Origin of the sequence: Akkermansia sp. GGCC_0220, from assembly GCF_017566105.1 — a bacterium.
Taxonomy (GTDB): Bacteria; Verrucomicrobiota; Verrucomicrobiia; order Verrucomicrobiales; family Akkermansiaceae; genus Akkermansia; species Akkermansia massiliensis.
The window spans coordinates 180,061-205,887 of record NZ_JABFCI010000004.1 but is presented as its reverse complement, the minus strand read 5'-3'; the positions used below and the strand labels follow the sequence as shown (position 1 = coordinate 205,887).

General features: G+C 59.6%; 20 protein-coding genes. 11 read left to right on the top strand and 9 right to left on the bottom strand.

Features of this window, described 5'->3' with window-relative positions; genetic code table 11:
• Position 1: 1 nt before the first annotated feature.
• The 5 genes from HJW02_RS04780 to HJW02_RS04760 all read left to right on the top strand — a co-directional run bounded on the left by HJW02_RS04780 (position 2) and on the right by HJW02_RS04760 (position 10,184).
• A complete protein-coding gene (locus HJW02_RS04780) occupies positions 2 to 1,075 on the top strand; it encodes an acyltransferase (protein ID WP_022396883.1) in 1,074 nt (357 codons plus the stop codon).
• A gap of 159 nt (positions 1,076 to 1,234) precedes the next feature.
• Positions 1,235 to 2,797: an HD domain-containing protein gene (locus HJW02_RS04775; protein WP_102721107.1), complete on the top strand. Its 1,563-nt coding sequence runs from the start codon at positions 1,235 to 1,237 to the stop codon at positions 2,795 to 2,797.
• A 35-nt stretch (positions 2,798 to 2,832) separates the two neighbouring features.
• Entirely contained in the window at positions 2,833 to 4,920 is a 2,088-nt protein-coding gene (gene ppk1 / locus HJW02_RS04770) for a polyphosphate kinase 1 (protein ID WP_046434442.1), read from the top strand.
• Between the two features lie 87 nt (positions 4,921 to 5,007).
• Complete coding sequence (locus tag HJW02_RS04765) at positions 5,008 to 6,303, top strand: hypothetical protein (protein WP_022396886.1); 1,296 nt, start codon at positions 5,008 to 5,010, stop codon at positions 6,301 to 6,303.
• 164 nt (positions 6,304 to 6,467) lie between these two features.
• Positions 6,468 to 10,184, top strand: a complete 3,717-nt coding sequence (locus HJW02_RS04760; RefSeq protein ID WP_180971113.1) for a VIT domain-containing protein — start codon at positions 6,468 to 6,470, stop codon at positions 10,182 to 10,184.
• A gap of 45 nt (positions 10,185 to 10,229) precedes the next feature.
• Here the strand turns inward: HJW02_RS04760 and HJW02_RS04755 are convergent, their stop codons facing one another.
• Positions 10,230 to 11,330, bottom strand: coding sequence for a glycosyltransferase family 8 protein (locus HJW02_RS04755; protein ID WP_208050606.1), 1,101 nt, complete (start codon positions 11,328 to 11,330; stop codon positions 10,230 to 10,232).
• Positions 11,331 to 11,388: 58 nt separating this feature from the next.
• Complete coding sequence (locus tag HJW02_RS04750; protein ID WP_208050605.1) at positions 11,389 to 12,441, bottom strand: glycosyltransferase family 8 protein; 1,053 nt, start codon at positions 12,439 to 12,441, stop codon at positions 11,389 to 11,391.
• A gap of 557 nt (positions 12,442 to 12,998) precedes the next feature.
• Between HJW02_RS04750 and HJW02_RS04745 the strand changes: the two genes are divergently transcribed.
• The 4 genes from HJW02_RS04745 to HJW02_RS04730 all read left to right on the top strand — a co-directional run bounded on the left by HJW02_RS04745 (position 12,999) and on the right by HJW02_RS04730 (position 17,515).
• The gene (locus tag HJW02_RS04745; RefSeq protein ID WP_102721111.1) at positions 12,999 to 14,099 is read left to right on the top strand and encodes a glycosyltransferase; all 1,101 of its coding nucleotides are present in this window, start codon (positions 12,999 to 13,001) and stop codon (positions 14,097 to 14,099) included.
• 6 nt (positions 14,100 to 14,105) lie between these two features.
• Positions 14,106 to 15,194: a glycosyltransferase family 2 protein gene (locus HJW02_RS04740; protein WP_102721112.1), complete on the top strand. Its 1,089-nt coding sequence runs from the start codon at positions 14,106 to 14,108 to the stop codon at positions 15,192 to 15,194.
• A gap of 108 nt (positions 15,195 to 15,302) precedes the next feature.
• Positions 15,303 to 16,442, top strand: coding sequence for a glycosyltransferase (locus tag HJW02_RS04735; protein ID WP_102721113.1), 1,140 nt, complete (start codon positions 15,303 to 15,305; stop codon positions 16,440 to 16,442).
• On the top strand, positions 16,439 to 17,515 hold the full coding sequence (locus HJW02_RS04730; RefSeq protein WP_102721114.1) for a glycosyltransferase: 1,077 nt from the start codon (positions 16,439 to 16,441) through the stop codon (positions 17,513 to 17,515). The genes HJW02_RS04735 and HJW02_RS04730 overlap by 4 nt, the downstream gene beginning before the upstream one ends.
• A gap of 75 nt (positions 17,516 to 17,590) precedes the next feature.
• Here the strand turns inward: HJW02_RS04730 and HJW02_RS04725 are convergent, their stop codons facing one another.
• From HJW02_RS04725 to HJW02_RS04695, 7 genes are all read right to left on the bottom strand, one after another.
• Positions 17,591 to 18,154 (bottom strand): DJ-1 family glyoxalase III, encoded by a 564-nt coding sequence (locus HJW02_RS04725; protein ID WP_102721115.1) that lies wholly within the window; start codon positions 18,152 to 18,154, stop codon positions 17,591 to 17,593.
• 63 nt (positions 18,155 to 18,217) lie between these two features.
• Entirely contained in the window at positions 18,218 to 19,258 is a 1,041-nt protein-coding gene (locus tag HJW02_RS04720) for a biotin/lipoyl-containing protein (protein WP_102721116.1), read from the bottom strand.
• Between the two features lie 87 nt (positions 19,259 to 19,345).
• Positions 19,346 to 20,494, bottom strand: a complete 1,149-nt coding sequence (gene nagA, locus HJW02_RS04715; protein WP_102721117.1) for an N-acetylglucosamine-6-phosphate deacetylase — start codon at positions 20,492 to 20,494, stop codon at positions 19,346 to 19,348.
• 60 nt (positions 20,495 to 20,554) lie between these two features.
• Positions 20,555 to 20,803, bottom strand: coding sequence for a hypothetical protein (locus HJW02_RS04710; RefSeq protein ID WP_102721118.1), 249 nt, complete (start codon positions 20,801 to 20,803; stop codon positions 20,555 to 20,557).
• A gap of 19 nt (positions 20,804 to 20,822) precedes the next feature.
• Positions 20,823 to 21,416 carry a peptidylprolyl isomerase gene (locus HJW02_RS04705; RefSeq protein WP_022396922.1) on the bottom strand — a complete coding sequence of 198 codons (594 nt, stop codon included), beginning with the start codon at positions 21,414 to 21,416 and terminating at the stop codon, positions 20,823 to 20,825.
• A 158-nt stretch (positions 21,417 to 21,574) separates the two neighbouring features.
• Positions 21,575 to 22,918: an MFS transporter gene (locus HJW02_RS04700; protein ID WP_022396921.1), complete on the bottom strand. Its 1,344-nt coding sequence runs from the start codon at positions 22,916 to 22,918 to the stop codon at positions 21,575 to 21,577.
• A gap of 4 nt (positions 22,919 to 22,922) precedes the next feature.
• A complete protein-coding gene (locus tag HJW02_RS04695) occupies positions 22,923 to 24,395 on the bottom strand; it encodes a carbon starvation CstA family protein (RefSeq protein WP_022396920.1) in 1,473 nt (490 codons plus the stop codon).
• Here HJW02_RS04695 and HJW02_RS04690 point away from each other — a divergent pair.
• Together HJW02_RS04690 and HJW02_RS04685 are read left to right on the top strand one after the other, a co-directional pair.
• Entirely contained in the window at positions 24,394 to 24,696 is a 303-nt protein-coding gene (locus HJW02_RS04690; protein WP_208050604.1) for a hypothetical protein, read from the top strand. The two genes, HJW02_RS04695 and HJW02_RS04690, sit on opposite strands and share 2 nt — an antisense overlap.
• A 29-nt stretch (positions 24,697 to 24,725) precedes the next feature.
• Complete coding sequence (locus HJW02_RS04685; RefSeq protein ID WP_102733228.1) at positions 24,726 to 25,487, top strand: PEP-CTERM sorting domain-containing protein; 762 nt, start codon at positions 24,726 to 24,728, stop codon at positions 25,485 to 25,487.
• Positions 25,488 to 25,827: the final 340 nt, after the last annotated feature.

Sequence of the window (25,827 nt, the reverse complement as noted above, 5' to 3'; positions counted from 1 at the left end):
AATGACGCCGCCGGACGCCCAGATTCCCGCTCCCGTAATTCTGGAGAGGACGGCCACGCACCGGATGGTGTGGGTGGATGTGGCCCGTGTGATTGCCTGCATCCTGATTATTGCAAACCACATGGCCTTCTATTCGGCGGAGCTCTACCGGTGGATATGGGCGGAATTCCTGGCGGCGCGCACTCCCTTTTTCCTGCTGGCGGCGGGTTACTTTGTGGGGCGCGGTTCGTTCGGTCCGCTGGACGGGGGGCGCCTTTTCCTGTGGAAGCGGAGCTGGTTTCTTCTCCGCCCGTACCTGGTGTGGGGGCTGGCGGCGGCCGTTCTGATCGGCTGGTCCCCTCTTCATGAATACTACGCCTCCTACCAGCCCATGTATGCCTGGCTGAAGGGAGAGGCGGGCAGCGGCTTCTGGTCCGCCCTCGCGGCGTTCGGCCGCTGCCTGGGCATTGCCGGGCACCCGGTGGACGCCCCCATGTGGTTTCTGCGCGACATCATCATTTATACCGCTGTAGCGCCCCTCCTGCACCGCATGGGGAACTACATGCTCTGGGTGGGAATCATCATGCTCTCCCTGAACTACTTTGCGCTGGACCTGGCGGATCATGACTATCCTATCGCCAACAGCCTGGGCTTTTTCCTGGTGGGGATGTACGTATCCCGTTACTCCCTTCCGTTCCTGACGGAATCCGTGCGCCGGTATGCGGTGCCGTTCCTGCTTGCCACGCTCGCGCTCACCTGGTGGCTGGTGGGCCACCGGGACCAGCACAACTCCATGCTTATTGCGCTGGGAATGCTGGGGCTGATGTCCCTGGCCATCCTGTTCACGGAGTGGTTTCCGCGCGCGGCCAGATGGGTGGCGGGGCTGGCCCCGGCGTGCTTCTTCATCTTCGGCACGCACTACATCGTCATCATCCTGCTGCGTGAAAGCGGCTGGATTACGTGGAAGGGGGAGGCCTGGGACGTCCTGTGGCTCTGCCTGGTTCCGGTCATCTTCGCCGTGCTGGCGGGGCTCTTCTTCTGCATGAAAAGGTTTGCCCCGCGCCTGGTTCCCCTGCTGGGAGCCTACGGGAAATAGCCGCCCTGCAGGGCCGTTCCTCCGGACCGGAAAAGGAGCCGCGCTTATCTCTTGCCGTCAAAAGGCAAATTCCTTATTCTGCCCCTTGCTGGAACGGGCGGGGATGGCGCTTTTGTCACGCCGCCATTCTTGCTCCACGGCTGGGAAACAATACATGGTATGGCAATGATTCAAGGCGAGCAGGTTCAGGATTCGGAATTATCAACGCAGGCGGTGATCTACCTGGGGCCGAGCTCCATGAGCCTGATGGTGGCTGAGGTGGTTCAGGACAGGATTCGCCTGCTGGACTTTCTCCAGCAGCCCGTGCCCATGGCGCGGGACATCTTCCGTTTCCACCGCATTTCCCGGCATACCATGGACCGCTGCGTGCAAATCATCGGAGACTATCTGGAAATTCTCAAGGAATACGGAACCGGCAGCAGGCTTTCCGTCCGGCTCATGATCTCCAACATCATTTCCGAGGCGGACAATGTGGACGTGTTCGTCAACCGCATGCACGTGGCCCACGGCCTGCGGGGACGCCGGATTGACGACGGCAAAATGACGCGCCTCATTTACGTGAAGGTGCAGGAAACGCTGGCGCAATACCCGGGATTCAGCAAGAAAAAGGTGCTCGTGGTCCATACGGGGCCGGGCAATACCCGCGTGCTCCTGTTCCAGAAGGGGCGCATCGTGCGCTATTCCTGCTACCGGCTGGGGACGCACCGCACGGGCGAGGCCGTCGGAGAAATAGAATACGGGGACGATGTGGCGGAACTTTCCCTGCTGCGGGAGCACATGCGCGGGCAGGTAGACCAGATTTGCCTGGATTACGGCGGCGTCAAGGGCCTCGCTGGGCTCATCGTCATCGGCCAGGAGATGCAGCAGCTCCGTGACCGCCTGGACCCCACGCCGGAAGGCAAGGTGGCGTGTTCCGCCCTGGTGGCGGAAGCGGAACGGATGTCCCGCACCACCCTGGAGCAGCGCATGAACGTTTACGGGGCGGACTTTGCCGGGGTGGATTCCCTTCTGCCCGCCGTGCTGATGACGGAGATGATTGCCCGCAGCCTGAACCTGAATGACGTGATCATCCCCGGAAGCGGCTATGACGAGGAATTCTCAAGCAGCCTGATCCGGGCGGAACAGCATCCGGGGGACCTGGAGGCGGAGGTGCTCCACTTCGCCGGGATTCTGGCGGACAGGTACAAGGCGGACAAGGGGCACCGCGAGCATGTGGCTCGCCTGTGCATGGAAATGTTTGACCAGCTCCAGGACCTGCACCGCCTTTCCGAGCACGACCGGCTGCTGCTGGAGGTGGCCTCCATCCTGCATGAGGTGGGGTCTTTCATCAGCCAGCAGGACCACCAGCTCCATTCCCAGTACATCATCCTGAACAGTGAAATCTTCGGCCTTTCCCGGGACGACGTGGAAACGATCGCCCTGCTGGCCCGCTACCACCGGCATGAGGTGCCCGCCAATTCCGACCCCATGTACGGGGAGCTGGAGCTGACGGACCGCATGCGCGTAGCCAAGATGGCTGCCATCCTGCGCGTGGCGGACGCCCTGGAACGCGGCCATGCCCAGCGCGTGAACGGCGTCCGGGCGCGCATCCGGGGCCGGATGCTGGAGCTGGAGCTCCAGGGCGTGCGTGAAACCGCCGTGGAAGACCTGGCGCTGCGGCTGAAGGGCGACCTGTTTGCGGACATCTTCGGTTATGACGTCGTGCTGGTGCCCCAGCGGTAGGCCGATTCAAGAAACTTCCATCCCTTATTTTCTCCATGTCTAACGAATACATCAACAGAGAGCTCTCCTGGCTGGAATTCAACCAGCGTGTGCTGGACCAGGCCGTGAGAACGGACCTTCCCCTGCTGGAACGCCTGAAGTTCCTGGCTATTACCGCCTCCAACCTGGACGAGTTCTTCATGGTGCGCGTGGGCGGCCTCCAGATGCTGCGGCATTCCGGCTCCCGCGTGAAGGACATTTCCGGGCTGACCCCAACCCGCCAGCTCAAGGACATCCGCACCCGCGTGGGCCGCATGATTGAGGACCAGTACCGCCTGTTTCATGAAGAAATCCTGCCGTGGATGGAAATCAACGGCATCAATCCGCTGGCCATGGAGGACCTCAGCACTTCCCAGAAGCTGACGCTGGAGCAATACTTCAACAACCAGATATTCCCGCTGCTGACGCCGCTGGACATGGATGCGCCGGAGGCTCCCGCGCTGCCGTCCCTCAAGCTGCTGATGGGCGTGGAACTGCGGGACAATGAAACCGGGGAGGTCCGCGCCAGCGTGGTGGCCCTGCCGGACGGCCTGCCGCGGCGCGTGCCCGTCCCTTCTGCGGAAACGGAACGCTACGTGATGCTGGAGGACCTGGTCCGGGAATGCATCGGCACCGTTTTTCCCGGTGAAACCGTTCTCTCCGCCGCGGTATTCCGCGTCACGCGCAATGGGGACATTGCCGTGCAGGAGGAGGACGCCCTGGACCTGGCGGATGAAATGGAGGAAGTGCTTGTGGCCCGCAAATTCTCCGAATGCGTGAGGCTGGAAATAGAATCCTCCGCTCCCGTCCCCCTGCATGACAGGATCATGCAGATCGTCGGCGCGGGGAAGGAGGAAACGTATGACCTCAAGGGCCCCCTGATGCTTTCCGACTTCATGGAAATGGCCTTTGCCCCCGGCAATGACCAATTGAAAGTGGAGCAATGGTCCCCGCAGCCGTCACCCTCCGTGGACCCTGCCGTCAGCATCTTTGAAAACATCGCCAACGGAGACATCCTGCTCAACCATCCCTATGAAAGCTTTGAACCCGTCCTGCGCCTGGTGGAGGAAGCCGCGGAAGACCCGGACGTCATCGCCATCAAGCAGGTCCTGTACCGGACCGCCAAAAACTCCCGCATCGTAGCCGCCTTGAAAAAGGCGGCGGAAAGCGGCAAGCAAGTGACGGCGCTGGTGGAACTGAAAGCCCGGTTTGACGAAGCCCGCAACCTGGAAAAGGCGGAGGAACTGCAGCGTTCCGGCGTGCAGGTGGTCTACGGCGTCAAGGGCCTGAAAACCCATGCCAAGATATGCCTGGTGGTGCGCCGGGAGCAGGGCATGCTGCGGCGTTACTGCCACTTCGGCACGGGGAACTACAATGAAACAACCGCCAAGATTTACACGGACATTTCCTACCTCACCTGCGACGACCAGCTGGGGGCAGACGCCTCCCAGTTCTTCAACTCCGTAACGGGACGCACCAAGCTCATGCGCTTCCGCAAGCTGTACCCCTCCCCGGTGCTGATGAAGGCGCGCCTCATTGAACTCATTGAAGGGGAGGCGGAGCGCGCGCGGCAGGGGGAACCGGCTCGCATCTCCGCCAAGATGAACAGCCTTCAGGATGTGGAAATCATTGACGCCCTGTACAGGGCCGCGGACGCCGGGGTGGACATTGAACTGAACGTGCGCGGCATCTGCTGCCTGAAAACGGGCCCCCGGCCCAACGGCAAGGTGATCCGCGTGGTCAGCATTGTGGACCGCTATCTGGAGCACGCGCGCATCTTCTTCTTCCACCACGGCGGCAATCACCAGCTCTTCATCGCCAGCGCGGACTGGATGACCCGCAATCTGGACAAGAGGGTGGAGCTCATGGTGCCCGTCACCAACGGGAAGCTGGCGCGCCGCCTCAAATCCATCCTGGACGCCTGTTTCAGGGACAACGTGCAGGCCTGCAATATTTTGCCTGACGGCACTTCCGAGCACGTCGTTCGGAAAAAGGGCCAGAAAGCCTTCCGTTTGCAGCAGTACCTGACCAAGGAGGCCCGCCGCCTGGCCAAGGACAAGGAACGGGAACGCCAGCAGATGCTGGAGCCCCACACGCCGCATTAACCCGGTCCGGAGCATTGGGCCGCATGCGTGGCATCCTCCGGCATACCTTCAACACGTAGCAGTCCGGAACATGTCTTTTCATGAGACATGTTTGCCCGCGTATGCTGTTTTTTCCTGATCGCGCTGGCTGGGGGGTACGGCTCTGTATGGGCGGAAGGTTCGGCATGGCAGGCGTCCGGGCCTGCGGGCCCCGGAGCCTCCGTAAGGGCTCCTTCCCATCCGGCGGAGGATGGCTTGTACTCCCGTCTGAAGAAGATGCCCTATCTCTATGACAACAAGGACGCGGAGTTCCTGAACCAGTTCAAGCTGCTGCTGACGGGGCAGTACCAGGGGGCTCAGGTCTCCCCTTCCGGAGCCAACCGGTTCCGCAAGGGCTCTCATGGCAGGGAAAACGAATGGCGGAGGCTCCAGATAGGGTTTGAAGCCGTTTTCTTCAAAAACCGCCTGACGCTGCACAGTTTGACCAACATGGGGGAGCTGGACGGCATGTACAAGGTGGAGGATGGCCGCTGGAGAAGAACGAAGACGGACTGGAGCATCTTTGAACTCTACCTGAAATACAAGGTCAATCCCTCCTTCTTTGCGCGCGTCGGGAAAATCACCTCCAAGATGACGGCGGAATTCCGGGAGACGGCCAGTGAACTCAAGACCCTGGAACGGTCCGACCTGGTCAACCAGCTCGGGACCATCTCCAGTTGGGGCGTTGTGCTGGAAAACCCGCGGCAGGACGTGCCCGTGGGGTGGGAGGCTTCCGTCTTCCTGAACGACACCAGCGACAGCCTGGCGCATGAAATCAGGTTTAATACGGCGGACAATGCCTTTGCCAAGGCCTCCGTCCATCTGGACGCCCGCGGCTTTCTGCCGGGGGAGAAAAGCCGCGTCTGGCTGACGTATGCCCACAACTTCACCCATTACGCGGGGCGCTCCCTGCCGGAGGATTCCTATTACTCCGGGCTTGGCGCCCGGGATGTGGCGGCGGTGGACTGGGTCATGTCCCGGGGGAAATTTTCCATGGTGACGGAACTCATGTCCGGCTTCCGCGTGGTGGGGACCTCTCTGGGAGAGAATGTTTACGGCCTGGCGGTATTGCCTTCCTACAGGTTTTCCCCGCATCTGGAAGGCGTGTTCCGCTACCAGCTCTCCCATGGGCGGGACGCCGTGAAAATGTACGCCCGCTATGTTCCCGCGGTGACCACCTATCCCAAATGGGTCAGCACGATGAACTCCTTTTACTTCGGCCTGAATTATTATTTTTTCCCGGAAGACCCGGACATGCTGAAATTGATGGCAGGGGGGGAATATACGACGACCAGCGGAGCACCGGAAGGCGCCAGGTGCTTCAGCGGATGGACCTGGTTTGCCGCCGTCAGGTTCCACTTTTGAACGGGGAAGGGCAGATTCCTTTCCTCCCGGGGGATTGGCCCTTTTGCGGGCAATCATGCGGGAGCCGTTTACAACAAATAGTTTGCCCTGGACTGTGCCTTGTGGTAGGAAGGGAGGGAGATGGGAAAGCCCGCCTTTTTCCATCTCTCCCCACCCCCCCTAGAATGATGAAATTTACATATTCTCTCTGCCTGTGCATTCTTGCCTGCTGCGTTTCTCTGGCCCAGACGGCTTCCTTGCGTTCCGTTGTTCTCCCTCCTCCTTCCATGAAAGTGGAATGCCGCGCGGATGAGAGCCCCGTTTCCATTTCCCGGGCGGAAATCAAGTCTCGCGTGATGGATTTCCTGGCGGAAACGGAAGTGACGCTGGTTTTTCACAACCCCAACACGCGTGTGATGGAAGGGGAATTGGTGTACCCTCTCCCGGCTGGAGCCATCGTACAGGGGTATGCGCTGGACATCAACGGCCGCATGGTGGATGGCGTGCCGGTACCCAGGCAAAAGGCGCGCGTGGCGTTTGAAGAAGAGGTGCGCAAACAGGTTGATCCCGGACTGGTGGAATGGTCCGGCGGCAACATGTTCAAGACGCGCGTATATCCCATTCCTGCGGGAGGAACCCGCACTGTGCGGCTGCGCTATTCCACAGTTCTTCCCGTGGATGCCGCAGGAGCGCCGTCCCTGCAGCTTCCAATGAATTTCAAGGAGAAACTGGATTCCCTCAAGCTGAGGGTGGAAGTGTTCGCCGGCCGGAAGCCCGTTGTCGTTTCCTCCCCGCTGGACAACGTGGAATTCAAGGATTGGCGCAGCGCCTTCCTGGCGGAAAAGGAATGGAAGGATCTGTCCCTGACGGAAGACCTGTTCATCTCCCTGCCGCGTGCGCAGAGAAAAGATGCGGGGAGAGCGAAGGTATTTGTGGAGTCCTTTGACGGCAGGGACTATGCCGCCGTGATTATTCCCCGGCCTGAGCGGACGGACGGAAAGAGCGGCGTGGAAGCTGCGCCCACGATAGAGCTGCTTTGGGACGCTTCCGGTTCCATGAAAGGAGCGGATGTCCGGAAATTCCTGGATTTTCTGAAACGATATCTTGCTTGCGGCAGAACGCAGGGGCGGCAAACCCGCATCAACCTGACTGTCTTCCGGGACCGGATCATGCCTTCAAAAACGTTCGAGGTCGCTCCGGACAATCTGGACGAGCTGGCCCGCGAACTGCTGGCTCTGGACTATGACGGGGCCACGTGTGACTGGAGCGCTGTTCGGGAAAAGCTGAGCGCTTGTTCCGGGGCGTCGGACTGCCTGGTTGTCAGTGATGGATTTATCAATTTCAGCTCCGTGCCGGAAAAGCGGGGGACTAGCTCCGCTAAAACCTTCGCCCTGATGGTGACACCGCGCAAGGATGCGAATACGTTCATCCGGATGGGCATTCCTGTGATCGACCTGGCCAGTCAAACGGCGGAGCAGGCGATGGAGCGCCTCGTCAGGGGAGAAATTTCCATCCGATACATTATTGACAGGGGGAATATGCCCTGGAGGACGTTTTCAAGGTATGAAATTCCTGGAATGCCATCGGATTCCGTCCTTTTGCTGGCGGAACTGGAGCCGGGTTCCTACCGCGGGACGGTGGAGGTTGCCGGAGTGGAAATTCCCGTGGCGGCGGATGCCTCCGGGGGGACGCCCGGAACCATGCTGAGGGCCTTGTATGCCCAGGCAAGGCTCCAGGAACTTCTCTGCCGTCCACCCTCTGCCGTTAGGGATGAAGCTGTGGGGAACCTGGGAATGGAATATGGAATCGTGACGCCCGGTACCTCTCTGCTGGTGCTGGACTCCCTGGAGCAATACCTGAAATATGGTGTGCGTCCTCCCGCTTCCGCTTCAGAATTGCGGGCGGAATATGACAAGAGGATGCTGAAACGCGAACGGAAGGAGGACATGGCTGAAGAGACCGCAAGATTAAACCGCTTGAAAGCGTGCCTTGCTTCCTGGAAAGAAATGCAGAAATGGTACGCAAAGGAATTTTTCAATCCGGAAGAGATGGAAAGCGTCTTGAAAGATGACCGGTTGAAACAGGCCTTGATTCATACGTGCCGGGGCAATGACCGGGAGGCGCTGGAAATCTACCGGAAAGTATTGAAGGATGAGCGTAATAACCGGACGGCCTTGAAGGGCGTCACGGTCATGGAAAGGCGCCTCCGGGAAAAAGAAGCACAGGCTGAAAAAACCTCTGGGGAAAACGCTGCCCGTGACAGGGAGCTGGCTGAGGCAAGAGCAAACTTGAACAGGGAACTGGACAGGGAGCCTGCGGACATAGCGGGAAGCCTCCGCCTGGCCTACGGCTTTTATGACCTTGGGGATTACGATAAGGCCCTTTCCCTGTTTAACAGGATATTGGAAAAGGCTCCGGAAAATGTTTCGGCAAGAAGGGGTGCGGAGACTGTGGCCCGCAGAAAAACTGCCTATTACTCCGCCGCTTATGATGAAAGAAGAAGCGCCATGCTGGCGGAAGTGGATTCTCTCTGGGAGCGTCCGGCCGGATCCTCTCCGGAGGAAGAAAATTCGGGGGAATCCGCTCCGGCGCCTGTTATAGTTCAAGGTAACAATATATCCGGAGATTCCGGTGCTGTCATCAGGGCGTCCGGAAGTTTTAATGCAGAAGCCGGGAGTTCTCCGGACTCCGCCTCCCCGGATCTGCTGGGGAACGAGAATTCCGCTCCGGAAAATCAAAAGGTGGTAGGGTCCCTGTTCCTGGGAGGGGGAGAAACATTAAATGGACTAAAGGCGCGGGAACAGGATGCCGGTTCTTCCCCCGTCATAAACGTGAAGGCGTGGGACTCCAAGGCTCCGTATCTGGCGGCTCTGGATGCGGCTGACCGGCCTTTTGCGGTCTATATGAAACTCAAGGAAAAGTATGGGGACAGCCCCGGTTTTTACATGGACTGCTCTGACTGGTTTGCCGGGAAGGGGGACAAGGCGCTGGCTGTCCAGATTCTGTCCAACCTGGCGGAGCTGGAACTGGAAAACCGTTCCCTGCTGCGCATGCTGGGCTACAAGCTGCGTTACATGGGAGAACTCCGGCAGGCCAGGTTCATTTTTGAAACCGTAAAAACGCTGTTTCCGGAAGAACCCCAGTCCTACCGGGATCTGGCGCTGGTGCTGGATGAACTGGGGGAAGCCCAAAAGGCGTTCGACATGTACCGGGAGGTGCTGGAACGCCCGATGCCGCGCCGCTTCACCGGCGTGGAGCAGATTGTGCTGGTGGAACTGAACCGGCTTGTTTCCCGGAGCAGGGCGGCGGGAGTGAAGCTGGATACCGGGGGGCTGGACCCTGCCTTTCTCCAGCCGGTGGAGGCTGATTTGCGCGTGGTCATCAACTGGGACACGGATGCGTCTGACATGGACCTTTGGGTCACGGACATCACCGGAGAAAAATGCTATTACTCCCATCGGCTGACCACTCATGGCGGCCATTTGTCCCGTGACGTGACGCAGGGCTACGGGCCGGAAGAATACCTGGTGCGCAAGGCTCTTCCCGGTCCCTATCTGGTCCAGACGCATTATTACGGCACCCGGTCGCAGAAAATGCTGGCTCCCGTTACCCTGTACGCGGAAGTGTACACGGATTACGGCCGTCCGCAGGAAAAGCGGAAAACGCTGGTATTCCGCCTGAATGGCCGGGACCAGGTGGTGGATGTGGGGAAAGTGGCGTACGTACAGGCGTGCCCGGCAGAAGGAGCTCGGGATTACCAGGTGAAGGCCGGGGAAACCCGGGCGTCCATCGCTGAAAGCCGGTTGAAGGACGGAAAGCGCGCCGGGGAAATTATCCGCCTGAATCCGGCTCTGAAAGACCGGGAACCTAAAACGGGGGAAATCATCAAACTGCCGGAGTGATTGGAGACTGCGGCTCTTCTCGAACGCCTGTTGCCGCCGGCGGGGCTATACGCCTTCAAAGACGCGCAGCAGGCGTTTCAGCAGGTTGATTCTGGCCTTGCGTTTCCGGAAGCCGTTCCCGAAGGAGAACGGCAGGTGCCATTGATTGTGGCGCAATTGCCGTCGCGTCCATTGCGTGAATTCCTCCAGCAATTGGGACAGATGGGGCCGAAGGGAGGCCGTTTCCATGGCCGGCTTCCACCAGACGGCCGCAGACACGATGTATTCCTCTGATTTTTCCGGGAACAGCCAGGGCTTTTTGGAGCCGATCATGTGGAAAAGCTTCCAGGAGCAGGTGGCGTGGATGTTGGAAACCCCGGCGAATTCCGTGCCTGCGCAGGCCTCTTCCAGTCCGTTTTTCCCCAGTTCAAATTGGAAATGGTAGTTCCATTCAACAGGCAGCGGAAAAATCTGCCGGTGGAAGACGATATTCAGCGCGTCCTGGTCCGGATGTTCCAGGAGCTCATTGTGTTCTTCAATGACGTGGAGCAGGCGGACTTCCGCATCCTCCTCCCTCATTCGGTCCAGGTCCAGGACCAGCACGCCGGAGTTGAAATAGTGGAAGGGATCGTGCAGGCCCAAAGGTTGAAGTTTCCGGAGCTGGCGCCGCGGATACCCCGCTACCAGGCTGCTCAGCACCGCCGTATCCCGTACGGCGCCCACGGCCGCCCCGCAGAGGTCCGTATCGTAAAGCTCCGCTACGTCCGCATTCAGGACCGTATCCGCATCCAGATAGACAATCCGGGAATGCCGGGGGAACAGGCTGGGTGCCAGCAGGCGCGCGTAGGCCAGGGCGGAAAAGCGTTTCACGTCCCTCCGGCGCAGCATCTGTTCCAGCTTGCCGGGAATGGTCATGAACTGAAGGGTTGCGTTCGGATAACCGGAAACGGCCTTGTCCAGTTCCTGCATGTTTTCTTCTTCCAGCCCGTCATGGACCACCCACAGCCTGTAGTTCCGTTCCGGGTTGGAATGGCGTGCCAGGGAATGCAGGGTGACGGCCAGGCACACGGTCCAGGCGGAGGTGACGGCAAACATGACGTCTATGGCAGGAGGCGCAGCGGCAGCATGGAAGGCTGTGGGCGGTGCGGCGGAAAGGGAGGAGGGCATGATGTTAAAGGATGGGATGGAATCAGGGCCATGAGCCGTCAAACACGGCCAGTTGGCGTTAAAGGGTTTTGATTTTCTCCCGGCGTTTCCGGAAATTCCGGCCCGGAGAGACGGGGAGGCTCCATTGGTGGTGGCGCAGCCGGGAACGAAAGGCGTGCGTGAATTGCCGGTACAGGGCGCGCAGCTCCCTGCGGAAAGCCGGAGTTTGCCGGGCAAGGGGCCACCAGAGGGCGAGATACAGGCGATGGTAGATTTTTTCCATATCCGGCGGCAGCCACGGCTTGTAATCACCCACCAGGTGGAAAAGCTTCCAGGAACGGCTTTCAAACAGGGCCGGGGCTTCTTCAAACTCGGTGCCGGAGATGAGGTCCGCCATTCCCGCATGGTGCAGCTCAAACTGGAAGTGGTAATTCCAGCGGAGGGGCAGCGGAGCAATGCGGCCGTGAAAGACAATGTTGATAATGTCCTGGTCCACGTACGGAAAGGAATCCGGATGGGCCTCAAGCAGCCTCAGCAGCCTGTCTTCCGTTTCCTGCTCCCTCATCTGGACCAGGTCCATGACCATGACCCCGGTATTGCAGTACAGGCGCGGATTCGTTACCCCCATGCCGCTGATGTATTCCAGATGGTCGGGAAGGCGGCCCGTACTGATGCTTTGCAGGACGGCGCAGTCCCGGACGGCGCCTATCGGCGCGCCGTGCAGGTCCGCATCGTAAAGTTCGGCCACGTCTCCATTCAGCAGCACGTCCACGTCCAGGTAAACCACCCTGTCGTGCCGGGGGAACAGGGCGGCGGCCAGCAGGCGTCCATACGTGAGAGGGGAGAACCGTCCGCAATCCCTGTGCTGCAGAATGCGAAGCAGCCTCTCCGGAAGCCTGCAAAACCCCAGCGAGACGCGGGGATAGCCGGAAACGGCTTTTCCCAGTTCCTTCATCTGCTCTTCCTCCAATCCATGATGAACGATGTAGAGTTCATAATTCCGCCGCGGATCGGAATGCACGCAAAGGGAGCGTATCGCCACGGCCAGCGGGATGAGCCAGGAGGAAGTGACGGCGAACATGACGGAAACGGGAGGTTCCGCCATGCCGGATAAGGGAGAGATAGTCGGCATAAAAGGAATTCAACAGGTCATGAAGAAGAATGGGAAAAGCTGAAAGCGTTTCCGGTGCCTGCCGGGAATTCCGGTATAAAGATAGTTGGGAGAAAGGTCTTGTTTTTCATGGCGGAGATGAATACCGGAAGAGCTGTTGAAACAGGGAAAACGGGCATCCCTGTTCCGGCGTTCCGTTATTCTCTGCATGGGACATTCCCGGCGGTGAAAACGCTCATATTTTGTTTGGGCATCATACGAATTTCAAATCCGTCATGGATTAATATGGAATGATTCCCGTACCGTTTGGAGTGCCGTAAACGCTTGCGGCTTCCGGAAGCCAAACCGTGAGGCAGCGAACTCTCTTTCCTGAAAGCCAGTGCGTCCTGACGGAATGCATGCATTTCAACGGCTGAGAGGCTTGCCGCGGTCCAGGTTTCCGTTGCGTAATTCCGGAAGGCTTTTTCCGGGGGAAAACGGTTTCCCCTCGAGGAAGGGCCACGCAACGTAAGCTCCTTGGTATGAAAATCGGCCCTTGACCCCGGATTTGAAATCCGTTTACATAGGGTTTTCTTGGTATGAGCGCGGCTGTTTCCATCATCGTCCCCTGTTATAATGTAGCTCCTTATCTGGATAAATGCATGGAAAGCCTAACTCTCCAGACGCTGGGGGACCTTGAGATCATTTGCGTGAATGACGGTTCCGGGGACGATACCCCAGCCATCCTGCGCGCATGGGCTGAAAGGGATGGCCGCATCCGGGTGGTGGACCGGGAAAACGGCGGTCTTTCTGCGGCGCGCAATACCGGCATGGCCCTGGCTGGCGGGGAATATATCGGCTTTGTGGACCCGGATGATTACGTAGAACACTCCATGTATGGCCGCCTGCTGGAAAAAGCCCGCAGGAGTGATGCGGATGTGACGGCCTGCGGCTATACCGGTTTTTCCGACCGTGACGGTTCCATACTGGAAAAATGGAGCCTGTCACCGGAAGAAGGAGTGGAAGAGAATGTACAGGCATGCGTTTTTCAGGAAAATGCCGTATGGAGAAGGATGGCCGCCGTGGCATGGAACAAGCTTTACAAGAGGGAATTCCTGGAAAGGAACGGCCTCCGCTTTGAGCCCCGCTTCAGGCAGGGGGAGGACGATGCCTTCTGGCTGATGGTGCTGGCCCACGCCTCCCGTCTGGCGGTCATTCCGGACCGGCTCTATTGGTACCGCCGCCAGAGAGAAGGGGCTATTTCCCTGCCATGGGAGGAAGAAGGTTGTCCGCTGCCTCTTGTGGCGGACCGCCTTCTATATGCCACGGCGTACTGGAAAAAATGCGGCTGGCTGGAATCCGGCCTGGAACGCGGCTGGGTTCTGCACGCCCTGTGGTACTACCTGCTGGTGCATCTGGTGCCGGCGCACAAGCCGCTTCCGCGCCTGAATGCGGAGGAATGGACCCGGCTGCACGGAAAATTCCGGGAATGGTTCTCCCTGGTGGGAGGGGCGGACCGGTTGCGGGGCCTGGACAAATGGGAAACGTCCTTCTGCCGCCTGCTGGAACAGCCTGCGGAACGTCCCGGCTGGCTGCGCCGCCGCTGGTGGAAGCGTCTTTCCCTCCGCAGGGGGCGCCGAGGGCGCTATTCCGCTCTTCGCTTGCTCCTGGCTTCCGCCGGAGAAAAAAACCATTCCTGACGCCCCATGTCCGTTTCCATCGTCGTTCCCTGTTATAACGTAGCTCCGTATGTGGAGGAGTGCCTGGAAAGCCTGGTGAACCAGAGCTTGCAGGACCTTGAAATCATCTGTGTGAACGACGGTTCCACGGACGCTACCCCGGCGCTTCTGGATGCGTGGGCGCGGAGGGATGGCCGCATCCGCGTCATTCACCGTGAAAATGGAGGGCAGGCCTCCGCGCGCAACGTCGGGATGGATACGGCTGCGGGTGAATATGTGGGCTTTGTGGACCCGGACGACTATGTGGAGCATGCCATGTATGCCCGTCTGGTGGAGGAATCCCGCAGGCATGGCGCGGACGTCACGGCTTGCGGTTACACCAGTTTTTCCGACGGTGACGGTTCCGTGCTGGAGGAATTGAGCTGGTCCCCCGCTGCGGGCGTGGAAAAGGAAGTGCAGTCAAGTATGGCCCGCGCGGGTTCCGTTTGGGAGCGGATGGACGTGGTGACGTGCAACAAACTGTACCGGAGGGATTTTCTGAACCGGCACGGCCTGCGTTTTGAAACCTCGTTCCGGTCCATGGAGGACGACGTGTTATGGCTGATGGCGCTGGCTCATGCCTCCTGCCTGGCCGTCATTCCGGACCGTCTGTACTGGTACCGCCGCCGGAGGCGCGGTTCCGTCTCCCAGATGCTGGAAGAACAGGACCGCCCCCTTCTGCTGGTGGCGGAACGCCTGCTGCATGCCACGGCGTACTGGAAAAAATGCGGCTGGCTGGAATCCGGCCTGGAGCGCGGCTGGGTACTCCGGGCTCTGAGGCATTATCTTCTGGTCCGGCTGCTGAATCCGGGGCAGCCCCTGCCGCAGTTGAGTGAAGAGGAATGGGGGCGCCTGCGCGGCAAATGCCGGGAATGGTTTGCCCTGGCGGGGGAAGCGGAGGCGTTCCGGACTCTCGGCAAATGGGACTTTGCGCTGTGCCGGATGCTGGCTTCTCCGCCGGAACATCCCGGCTTCCTGTCCCGTGCGTGGTGGAAGCTTCTCTCCCGCTGCCGCGGACGGCGGGGACGTTACTACAGGCTTAAAGGGAAGCTTTCCTCTTGCGGCGGTGGGAAATAGCTTCCCGGCGGACTGGTTCTTAACATTCTGCGCATCGTTGGGGCTTGCGGGAACGCCCGTGTTGAAGTAAGGTAGCCGTTGCGGGAAAAGGCGCGGGCATCATGAATCATGGTTTCCGCTGGTTTTTCCCATGAAAAACTGAATGATACTCCCGATTTCTCTATGGATGGTACTGTTTCCATTATTTTGCCCTGCTACAACGTTGCTCCTTATCTGGATGAATGCCTGGAAAGCCTGGTCCGGCAGACCTGGGAAGACCTGGAAATCATCTGCGTCAACGACGGCTCCACGGACGATACGCCGGACGTGCTGCGCGGATGGGCTGAAAAGGACGCCCGCATCCGGGTGATTCACCAGGAAAACGAGGGCGCCTTTTCCGCGCGCAATGCGGGGCTGGATGCGGCGGCGGGTGAATACATCGGCTTTGTGGATCCGGATGATTACGTGGATACCTCCATGTATGCCCGGCTGGTGGAAACCGCGCAGCGGCATGGTGCGGAGGTGGCGGCCTGCGGATATACCTCCTTTTCCGAAGAAGACGGCACGGTGATGGAAGACGCCGGGCACGCGCCGGAACCCGGATTTGAACCTGATGCCAAAAAATCCTGTTTCAGCGGTGAGTCCGTGTGGCTCCGGATGGACGTGGTGGTATGGAACAAGGTGTACAGGCGTTCCTTTTTTGAAGAAAACGGCCTGCGCATGAAACCGGGGTTTCGCGGCGGGGAAGATGACATTTTCTGGCTGACGGCGCTTCCCCACGCCTCTCGTCTGGCGGTCATTCCGGATCAATTATACTTTTACCGCAGGAAAAGGGCCGGATCCCTTTCCGACGTTTGGGACCGGGACGGATGGTTTTACTCCATGAACATGGACCGTCTGGAATATGTGACGGCCTACTGGGAAAAAATCGGCTGGCTGGAATCTGCCGTCAGGCAGGGCTGGCTGGCCCATATCATGAAGCGTTATCTGCTGGCTCACGTCACCTCTGCAGAGGAAATCTTCCGGCGGCTGGATGAAGAGGAACGCAGGGAACTGGCGGCGCGTTACCGCAAATGGTTGAAAGGCGTGGAAATCGGGCCCGGCTTTGCAGGCCTGAACAAGTGGGACCGCGCGTTCTGCCGCCTGCTGGGTGCGGAACCGGTAAAGCTCGGTCCCGGCGCTCGTCTTCACAGTACCCTGATGTCGGCATGCAGCGGAAGAAAAGGGCGGTACCACCGTCTTAAGCTCCTGTTATCCGGATTATCATGAAAACCGCCGTTTCCGTCATTGTCCCCTGTTACAACGTAGCGCCCTACGTGGACGAATGCATGTCCGGCCTGGCGGAGCAGACGCTGGGTCCCATGGAAATCATCTGCGTGGATGACGGCTCCACGGACGGGACGCTGGAGCTTCTGTACAGGTGGCGGGAAAAAGACAATCGCCTCCGGGTTATCAGCCAGTCCAACGCCGGAGTGTCCGCGGCCCGGAATGCCGGGCTGGATGCCGCGGAGGGAAAATACGTGGGCTTTGTGGACCCGGATGACCGGGTGGACCGGAGGATGTTCTCGCGCCTGCTTGGCGCCGCTGAAAAGAATGATGCGGACGTCGTGGTGTGCGGTTGCCGGGAATTCGTGGAAAAAGACGGTGTGGCCGTCCATGAGGGCGGCTGGTCCCCGGATGATGAATTTTATCCGGAGGAACGGGTGGAGCAATTCCGCCGCGGTTCCGCCTGGTGCCGGTGCGTGGGTCCCGTGTACAACAAACTGGTCCGCAGAAGCCTGGTGGAAGAACATTCCCTCCGTTTTGTGGTGGGCTTGAAGGAAGGGGAGGATCTGGCCTTCCTGCTGATGCTGCTGCCCTTCGCACCCCGGCTCCGGACCCTGTCGGACCGTTTTTACCATTACCGCAGGGAACGTCCCGGCTCCGCCACGTATGGACGGGACTTGCTGCTGGGCGACTTCCGCATGGACCTGCTGGGCATGGACCGGGTGGCCCGTTTCTGGCAGCGGCACGGCCTGCTGGATTCCCCCGCCGTCTTCGGGCTGGTGGACTACTACATGGAATTCATCCGCAGGCACTTCATCATGAAAGAAGGGGCCTTCTTCAAGGCGTCGCCGGAAGACCGGGAAACCCTCCTGTCCGGGTGGAAAAAATGGCTGGAACTGGTGGGCGCGGAGAAAGCCCTCTCCCGGCTGGACCGGTGGGACCAGGCGTTCTGCCGCCTTCTGCTGGACTACCCCCTCCAGGGCAATTTCTTTTCTTCCCTGCGTGCCCGCCTGATGTCATCCCGCAAAGGACGCCGGGGGGCTTATTATACCCTGAAAAGGCACCTGGCGAGGTGAGATGGAAAACCCTTCTTCCCTCGGTTTTTTGGTATGGTATGAGACCGTGAAGGAGCCGGAATGCTTTCCGGAATCCTACAGGCCCGTGTAGCACATCTGCTCCTTGAGCTGGGCTACCTGGAGGTCTTCTCCCAGGTATTCCCCGATGCAGTAGCCGAAGAGCATGGCGGCTCCGGGGCCGTTGGCGGTGAGCATGTTGCCGTCCAGAACCACGTTTTCATCCTTGACGATGTGGGCTCCGGCTTCGTTGAGTTCCCGGTAGACGTCCTGGGCCGGGTAGGCCGTGACATTCTTGTCCTTGACCAGGCCGGCTTTCGCCAGGACGATGGGGGCGGCGCAGATGGCGGCCACCAGCTTGCCCGCGGCATGCATCTTCTTGACCAGATGGATGACTTCCGGCGTATCACGGAGCACCCAGGCGCCTGCGCCGCCGGGCAGGATCAGGGCGTCCAGCTTGTCCGCATGGAGCTTGTCCAGCATGGTGTCCGTGGTGACGGTCACGTCATGGGTGCTGACCACCTTGTCAGACTGCACGCCGGCCAGCTGCACGTCAAAGTTCAGGCGGCGCAGGATGTCCAGCGGGGCCATGAGTTCTATTTCTTCAAATCCGGGGGCGGCAAGAATGGCGACTTTTTTCATGGTTAATGAGACAAGGGGAGGGAATGGAACGTTCAAGGAAAAGGGGGCAGGATGCCGGCAGCCCTACAGGAGAAGCAGGACCGGATTTTCCAGCAGCGTCTTGAATTCGGCGGCAATTCTGGACGCCTTGCATTCCGGCAGGATGTTGGCGTTCACGTACAGGGTGACGGGCAGGATGAGCTTGGACACGGGGCGTCCCGCTTCTATGCCCGTTTTCGGCGTGGTGCCGCCGATGCTGATGATGCTGTGGGGCATTTCCGGGAGCACGGTGCGCTGGGCTTCCACGTTCACGCCGCTGTCGCACAGCAGGATGTTGGGCGTGATGCTGCCCGCGGGGGGCGGCCCTGCCGCGGGGGCGGCCAGCCGTTCCATGGCGATGTTGTAAATCGTCTTGCCGGAGGCGTTTTCAATAAAGACGTATTTTTCCCCCTTGTCCAGCACCATGAGCAGTTCTGCGGCGGAGTCTCCCGCCAGCCATTCCGGCTCGCTGATGCACGCTTTCACCGCGGCGCGCACCACGTAGTCAAAGAGGCTGTAGCGGCCGCCGATGAGTTTTTCGCACTGGACGGCGATGGGCGTGCTGATGGCGGCCAGGTAGGCCATGTTCGCCTCCAGGGAGTACAGGTAGAAATTATCCACGCGCGTGGCGTGGCGCGTGTCCCGGGGCGCCAGCGGGGTCTGCACCCGGCGGGCGGGGCCGTCTGCGGGGCGTATGGAGGCGCGCACGTCCGCGGCCATGATCTTGCCGCGTGGTCCGGTGCCGCGCAGGGTTCCGGCGTTCAGCCCGGCTTCCGCGGCCAGCCTGGCGGCCAGCGGGCTGCATTTGACGGGCGGGCAAGGAGGGCAGTCACAGGAGGCGGCGCCGAATTCCGACTGAAGCAGCGCAATGGGAGCGCCCACCGCGGCGGAACCGCCTTCCGGCACCAGGATTTCCATCAGGGTTCCGTCCTCGCATGCCTGGAGTTCCACGTGGGCCTTGTCCGTCTCGATGTCGGCCAGATGGTCGCCGACTTCTACGAAGTCTCCTATCTTTTTGACCCATCTCAGGACGATTCCTTCGTGCATGGAGTCGGACAGGCGGGGCATTTCAATGGTAATAGCCATGGAGGTGAATGTTGAACGTTGGAATACGGTAAGAGGGGGATGGCGCGCCGGAAGGGTTTCCGTCCCGTCCGGCGCGCGGGCGCGCGGTTACGCGCTGTATTTTTCCACGCCGTCGATGAACACCTTGCAGGTGTTGAAGTCATCGTCCAGCAGAACCATGTCCGCCGTGAAGCCGGGGGCGATTTTGCCCAGGTCTTCCAGGCCCAGGGACTGCGCCTGGTTCCAGGAGGTGGCCTTCACCAGGTCGCTGAGGGGCTTGCCGGTCAGGCGGTGCACGTTTTTCAGGCCGTGGGCGTATTTGAGGGTGCTGCCGGCCAGCGCGCCGGATTCCTGCAGGCGCGCCACGCCGTCCTTCACGATGATGGGCAGGCCGCCCAGGTCTCCGGGGCCGTCCGGCATCCAGGAGCAGGCCAGGGAATCCGTAATCATCATCATCTGGTCCGTTTCCTTGTTCTTGAACACGGTCTTGAGCATGTCCGCGCAGAGGTGGATGGTGTCGCAGATGATTTCAATCTTGATTTCCCTGTCCAGCAGGCCGGAGCCCACCAGGCCGATTTCACGGTGGTGCAGGGGGGACATCTGGTTGCAGTAGTGGGTCAGGTGCACCAGGCCCGCGGATTTCGCCTTGTTGAAGTCCGCATGGGTGGCCGCGCTGTGCCCGGCGGAGCAGCGGATGCCGCTGGCCGTAGCTTTTTCAATGAATTCCACGGCTCCGGGCATTTCCGGCGCCAGGGAGACCAGCAGAACCTTGGCGATGGAGTTCAGGTTGGCTACTTCATCATAGTCCGGCTGGCGGACAAAGGCGGGATTCTGCGCGCCGCAGCACTTGGGATTGATGAACGGCCCTTCCAGATGGATGCCGGGCGTCTTGGCGAATTCCTGGTTCTTCATGTATTCCGCCACGGAGGCGCACACGTCTTCCAGCACCTTGGGAGACAGGGTGAGGGTGGTCGGCAGCCAGGAGGTGACGCCTTCCTTCATCTTGCATTCCGCAATGGTGCGGAGGCTTTCCAGCTTGGCGTCGCAGGTGTCGCAGCCGCCGGCGCCGTGGCTGTGGATGTCAATGAAACCGGGAAGGAGCATGCGGCCTTCCGCATCCACCACCTTGTCTGCGGCGGGGAGTTCGCTCCCGGCGGGATAGACGGCGGTGATGGTCTTGCCTTCGATTTCCACGGCAGCCCCGGGCAGGTCAATGCCGGGGGAGATGATGCGTGCGTTTTTAATGAGTGTTTTCATAAAAATGAATGGTTGGTGGATGGATTTTTAGAGTCGCTTGATGATGAATACGGGGTTGTTTCACGCCGTTTTTCTGGAAATGACGAGCCACGACCATTTGCGGCAGCGGGGACAGCGGGCAAAGTTCCTTTTCCTGCCTGCCGATTTGTAAAGGATGCCGTATTTCCCGAAGGGTTCCTCCAGGCCGCAGCGGTTGCAGCGGATGGTCCATCCGGGCGCTTTTTTTTCCCATTTGGCGACGTTCTCCGGCGTGGCCTCCACTTTCTGCGGAGTGAAGACCTGGTTGATGAACCGCCTGAGAATATTCATGCCGTTGATTGCTCCCGGTTTATTTGGCGGCGTCCAGCGCCTTGTTCCACTGGGCCACGCGGGCGGCTTCCGCCTTCAGCACGGCGGCCGCGGCGTTCTTGTCCAGAATGCGGATGTCCTTGATCTTGTCTCCCCGGACGATGGAGTTGACGATGGCCTGGCCTTTCAGCACCTTCCCGAAGACCGTATGGCGGCCGTCCAGATGAGGCGTGGCAACGTGGGTGATGAAGAATTGGGAGCCGTTGGTGCCGGGTCCCGCGTTCGCCATGGAAAGCACGCCGGGGCCGTCATGCTTGAGGTCCGGGGAAAACTCGTCTTCAAAGCTGTAGCCGGGGCCTCCCATGCCCGTGCCGGTGGGGTCGCCGCCCTGGATCATGAAGTCCGGAATCACGCGGTGGAAGGAGATTCCCTTGTAGTAGCCCCTGTTGATGAGGTTCAGGAAATTGGCTACGGTGACGGGCGCCTTGGAGGGGTAAAGGGCCAGTTCAATGTCCCCCTTGGTGGTGGAGATGACGATATTGACGTCTTTGAGGCTGGCGGTGGATGCTGCAGAGGCGGTGAAGCCCGCCAGGGCGCACAGGGAGCACAACAGAAGGGTAAGATACTTTTTCATGGCTTCTTGTTTTCCCCCCTATGTTGCCCGAATAAAAGCGGGTTTGCAAGTAAATCGCGCGCCCTGACGGGAGAATGGCGCAGGGTGCGCGGAAGGAGGGAAAGGTTTTTCTTTAAAAGGAGGATTTTTAAAGATTACTGCCTGATTGCCAGTACATTTTATCTTGCGCCCGGCGCCACGCGGGAAAAACGGAAGATCACCCACGCCATGCCGAGGCTCAGGATTCCCATGACGACGAATTGCCAGGAGGGGGGAATCACCAGCATCATGGCGTATTGGAATCCGACGGCCATCAGTCCCAGCACGCAGTCCACCAGGTTGCCGGCGGCAATCATGTCCCCGCGCTTGTCGTTGTCCGCCCGGTCCTGGAAGAAGGCGTTCAGCGGCACCAGGAACAGTGCGGCGGAGATGCCCGCCGCCATCAGCAGGGCATAAAAGACCGTGGAAGTCATGGAGACCGTAGAGAGGGCCACGCAGCTCAGCGCCATCAGCGCGCCTCCCGCCACGGAGACGTTCATCCGGATGTGGCGGCGGCAGATCAGGGAGGCCAGGATGCCCCCCAGCACGGTTCCTCCGCTCATCCAGGCCATCAGCACGGCTCCCACGGAGCTGAAATCGTCGCTGCCGCCGGAGATTTCCTTGGCCATCTGGATGGTCATCAGCATGATCGTGCCGCCGAAGAACCAGAAGTAGCCGATGCCCATCTCGCTGACGCGCAGGTTGCGGTTTTTCCACAGCTTGCCCAGTTGGTGGAAGTGTTCGTAAAACAGGGACCAGGAGAAGGGCCGGAAACCCTCCGGAGCGTACCGGGGCAGGTAGAAGCTGGAAATCGCCACGGGAACGGCCATCAGCAGGAACACCAGGCAGGGGAAGGAGGCGGCATACCAGCCGTCGTTGAGGCCGGAGGGTTTCAGCCAGGCGTCAAACCACTGGAAGAAGCCTTCCCCCAGCCAGTGGTGCCAGACGGTATCCGTGGAAGGCTCCAGCAGGTAGCGGAACCAGACGAAAACGCCGATCTGGCCGATGAGCAGGCTGAGGATGGAAGCCATTTCCACAATGCCGCTGGCGAACCCCATGCGGGAGGTGCCCACGATGTCCTTGACGATGCCCTTCTTGGACGGGCTGAAGATGGTGGCCTGCACGGCAAAGACGCAGAACCACAGGATGGCCCCGTCCAGGTTATGGGTACGCAGGCTCCAGTACATGCCCGCCAGCACGCAGATCTGGAGCAGCGCCATGGACTGGATGATGCGCGCCTTGCAGAAACGGTCCGAGAGCCAGCCGACGAACGGGGAAAACAGGATGAAGGGCAGCACGATGATGGCCCCAAGCGGGTATTCCAGGTCTCCCTGCGTGCCGTACAGCCAGACGCCCAGGGGAATGAGCAGGAATTGCGCCCCCTTTTCATTAAAGGAATTCTGCGCCTGGATCAGCACGAGCCGCCAGAAGGCTCCCCATGGAACCTTGCGGGCGTGTCCGGGCGTATGGGGGCTGGGGTTCATGAAATTACAGGTTGGGCTCCTCCGCTTTTTCCAGTCCGGAGCCGCGGAACAGGCACAGCACGCCGATGACGGCCACGAGCAGGACGCTGCAGACCAGGGAAGCTTCATAACTGAAACCGCACATTTCCGGGCTGGAGAACAGGTACTGGAGCACCACCAGGCTCAGGAAGGCGGCGGGAACGGCGGCCGTCCAGCAGCAGCGGTTTTTGCTGCGCAGGTAAATGGAGACGGCCCAGAGGGTGGCGGCGGCCAGGAGCTGGTTGGCCCAGCCGAAGTACTGCCAGATGATGGCGTAGTCCATGCTGCTTACGGCAATGGCTGCGGCAAAGAGGGGGATGGCGATCATCAGGCGGCGGCTCAGTTGCTCCTGGTTCAGCTTGAAGCAATCCGCAATCATCAGGCGCGTGACCCGCAGGGCGCCGTCCCCCGTGCTGATGGGGAGGATGACCACGCCGACCATGACCAGGATGGAGCCGACGTGGCCCATCCAGGATTCGGAAATCATCTGGATGGCCAGCGCCGGGGCCTTTCCGTTGGCGGTAGCCGCTCCCAGGGCTTCCGGGGTGCCGTAGAAGGTCAGCGCGGCGGCAGCCCATATGAAGGCGATGATTCCTTCCGTAATCATGGCTCCGCCGAAGACGGGCAGTCCTTCCTGCTCCGTTTTCAGGCAGCGCGCCATCAGCGGGGACTGCGTGGCGTGGAAGCCGCTCACCGCTCCGCAGGCGATGGTGATGAACATCACGGGGAAGAGCGGGAAATCCGCCGGGTGGCGGTTATGGAAGAAGTCCAGGTCCGGGAGCACTTCCATAGAAGGAATGTGCATCCAGTACGGCATGAATTCCGCAAAGGGAGCCAGGAGCATCACGCCCAGAATGCCCACGACCATGATGATCAGGGCGACGGAGAAAAGGGGATACACCTTTCCCATGATGGCCTGGATGGGAAGGATGGTCGCCAGAAAGTAGTAGCCGAAGATGATCCACACCCATGCAGAAACGCTCCAGCCAGTCATGGGGGCCAGGATGGCGGCGGGGCCCACGGCGAAGACGACGCCCACCAGCACGCTGAACACGATGCAGACGGCGCGGCTGATCCACTGGGCCTGGCTGCCCAGGTAGCGGCCCAGGATTTCCGGCAGGTTTTCCCCCTTGTGGCGCAGGGAAATCATGCCGGAAAAGTAATCGTGCACCATTCCGCCGAAGATGCAGCCGATGACGATCCACAGGAGCGCGGCCGGCCCGTACAGCACGCCCATGACGGCGCCGAAGATAGGGCCCAGCCCCGCAATGTTCAGCAACTGAATCAGGAACACGCGCCAGCGCGGCATCACCACGTAATCCACGCCGTCCGTGCAGGCCACGGCGGGAGTCTGCCGCGAGGCGTCCGGCCGGAAAATCTTTTCCAGCACCCGCCCGTAGGTGAAATAACCGGCCGCCAGGATCAATATCCCCAGAATGAAGTAGCAGTAACCGTTCATGTTGGAAAAAGGTCCAGCCATCTCATGGACAGGCTGTCCGTTCGGGGAACTTAACTGTTCTCCTCTCTTCTGGCAAGCCGTTAGTGAAGGAGAAAAAAATACGGAACGGATTGCCAATCCGAAGTCAACAATAAATGATAAAAACAAGATGTTTAGGAAGATAAACGCCCAGGGGCGTTTTCTGATGAGAGTTTCTTTTTTGGGAATTTTAAATCGTTGTAAAATTCCTAATGCCAGATTTTTATGCATAAAAATGGCACATCGGATTTCTTTTTCGGATTGGCAATCCGCTAAGGGATAAAGGTTGTTTTCATCCAACCTCTCCTAGTTATGAAGAAATCATTGATATTCATTGCCTCCCTGACTTTTGGAACAGCAGTTTCCCAGGCTGCGGTGTTGTGTTCCACTACTTTTAACCGGACCGGCACTTCCCTGGATACCGTCACGGTGAACACGACATCCGATGTAGGGCTCACTTCCTCCACCTCGATCAGTTCTGACGATTTCAGCAAGAGCACCTCGGGCAATGACCTCCTGGCCTCAGGTTCCATTCCGGCCTCCGTGTTTTCCCCCAATGCCAATGTGGGAGGCGCCGGAAACAATACATGGAGCGTTTCCTTCACATTCACCAATACCGGTTCTCAGGACATGCTGATTTCTTCCATTGACCTGTCCATGGTCGGGTTCACGGGTGCGGGGGCTGCCCAGAATGGTGGCAACGGTATAGCCAATAATGGTTATGTGGGCGGATATGAAGGCAATTTCAACAAGCCTGTCGATATGACTCTCTCCATTGACGGGCAGCCGGACCAGACGCTGACCTATAACGGTTCCACCGCCGCCAATGGTTCCACCGGCGCATGGACCGGCATTCATACGGGAAGCCACACGTACGATGATTTTCTGCTGAAAGCCGGGGAATCCCTGACCATCACCATCACGGCTTCCAATAACAGCGCTTATAACAAGGGCTGCTTTGCCGGGCTTTCGGGAATTCAGATTAACGGTGATTTGGTGGTTCCCGAACCTGCCACGGCCTCCCTGGGTCTTCTGGGGCTGGCTGCGCTGATGATGCGCCGCCGCAGACTTTAAGTCCATGCTCCTGAAACATTTGATCAAGCCGTCCGTTTTTTGAAATTGGCGGCTTTTTTATTTTCAGTTAGCAGAATCTAACACTTTTTAATATTTAATATCAGTAATCAACATGATTCCTCAGGCAGTTTGTTCTTTAGCCTGATGCCTCTTGAATCACTTTTCCGCCAGCTTGCCATGTTCCTGTACCGTTTCTTATCTGTTCTTGTTCCTTCTTTATTATTTCTCGCGCCAGCCAGGTCTGCCGCCGATGAATATGTCTGGAAAGGGGCGGCGTCTCCCTGGTCGAACTTGTCAAACTGGGCTCTGAACGGAAGCGCGCCGGCGGCTGCTCCCGGCG

Bases quoted from the DNA above. Each gene is read 5' to 3' on its own strand.
- HJW02_RS04780 (WP_022396883.1), top strand. From the start codon at position 2: ATGACGCCGCCGGACGCCCAGATTCCCGCTCCCGTAATTCTGGAGAGG.
- HJW02_RS04775 (WP_102721107.1), top strand. From the start codon at position 1,235: ATGGCAATGATTCAAGGCGAGCAGGTTCAGGATTCGGAATTATCAACG.
- ppk1 (WP_046434442.1), top strand. From the start codon at position 2,833: ATGTCTAACGAATACATCAACAGAGAGCTCTCCTGGCTGGAATTCAAC.
- HJW02_RS04765 (WP_022396886.1), top strand. From the start codon at position 5,008: ATGTTTGCCCGCGTATGCTGTTTTTTCCTGATCGCGCTGGCTGGGGGG.
- HJW02_RS04760 (WP_180971113.1), top strand. From the start codon at position 6,468: ATGATGAAATTTACATATTCTCTCTGCCTGTGCATTCTTGCCTGCTGC.
- HJW02_RS04755 (WP_208050606.1), bottom strand. From the start codon at position 11,330: ATGCCCTCCTCCCTTTCCGCCGCACCGCCCACAGCCTTCCATGCTGCC.
- HJW02_RS04750 (WP_208050605.1), bottom strand. From the start codon at position 12,441: ATGCCGACTATCTCTCCCTTATCCGGCATGGCGGAACCTCCCGTTTCC.
- HJW02_RS04745 (WP_102721111.1), top strand. From the start codon at position 12,999: ATGAGCGCGGCTGTTTCCATCATCGTCCCCTGTTATAATGTAGCTCCT.
- HJW02_RS04740 (WP_102721112.1), top strand. From the start codon at position 14,106: ATGTCCGTTTCCATCGTCGTTCCCTGTTATAACGTAGCTCCGTATGTG.
- HJW02_RS04735 (WP_102721113.1), top strand. From the start codon at position 15,303: ATGGTTTCCGCTGGTTTTTCCCATGAAAAACTGAATGATACTCCCGAT.
- HJW02_RS04730 (WP_102721114.1), top strand. From the start codon at position 16,439: ATGAAAACCGCCGTTTCCGTCATTGTCCCCTGTTACAACGTAGCGCCC.
- HJW02_RS04725 (WP_102721115.1), bottom strand. From the start codon at position 18,154: ATGAAAAAAGTCGCCATTCTTGCCGCCCCCGGATTTGAAGAAATAGAA.
- HJW02_RS04720 (WP_102721116.1), bottom strand. From the start codon at position 19,258: ATGGCTATTACCATTGAAATGCCCCGCCTGTCCGACTCCATGCACGAA.
- nagA (WP_102721117.1), bottom strand. From the start codon at position 20,494: ATGAAAACACTCATTAAAAACGCACGCATCATCTCCCCCGGCATTGAC.
- HJW02_RS04710 (WP_102721118.1), bottom strand. From the start codon at position 20,803: ATGAATATTCTCAGGCGGTTCATCAACCAGGTCTTCACTCCGCAGAAA.
- HJW02_RS04705 (WP_022396922.1), bottom strand. From the start codon at position 21,416: ATGAAAAAGTATCTTACCCTTCTGTTGTGCTCCCTGTGCGCCCTGGCG.
- HJW02_RS04700 (WP_022396921.1), bottom strand. From the start codon at position 22,918: ATGAACCCCAGCCCCCATACGCCCGGACACGCCCGCAAGGTTCCATGG.
- HJW02_RS04690 (WP_208050604.1), top strand. From the start codon at position 24,394: ATGTTGGAAAAAGGTCCAGCCATCTCATGGACAGGCTGTCCGTTCGGG.
- HJW02_RS04695 (WP_022396920.1), bottom strand. From the start codon at position 24,395: ATGAACGGTTACTGCTACTTCATTCTGGGGATATTGATCCTGGCGGCC.
- HJW02_RS04685 (WP_102733228.1), top strand. From the start codon at position 24,726: ATGAAGAAATCATTGATATTCATTGCCTCCCTGACTTTTGGAACAGCA.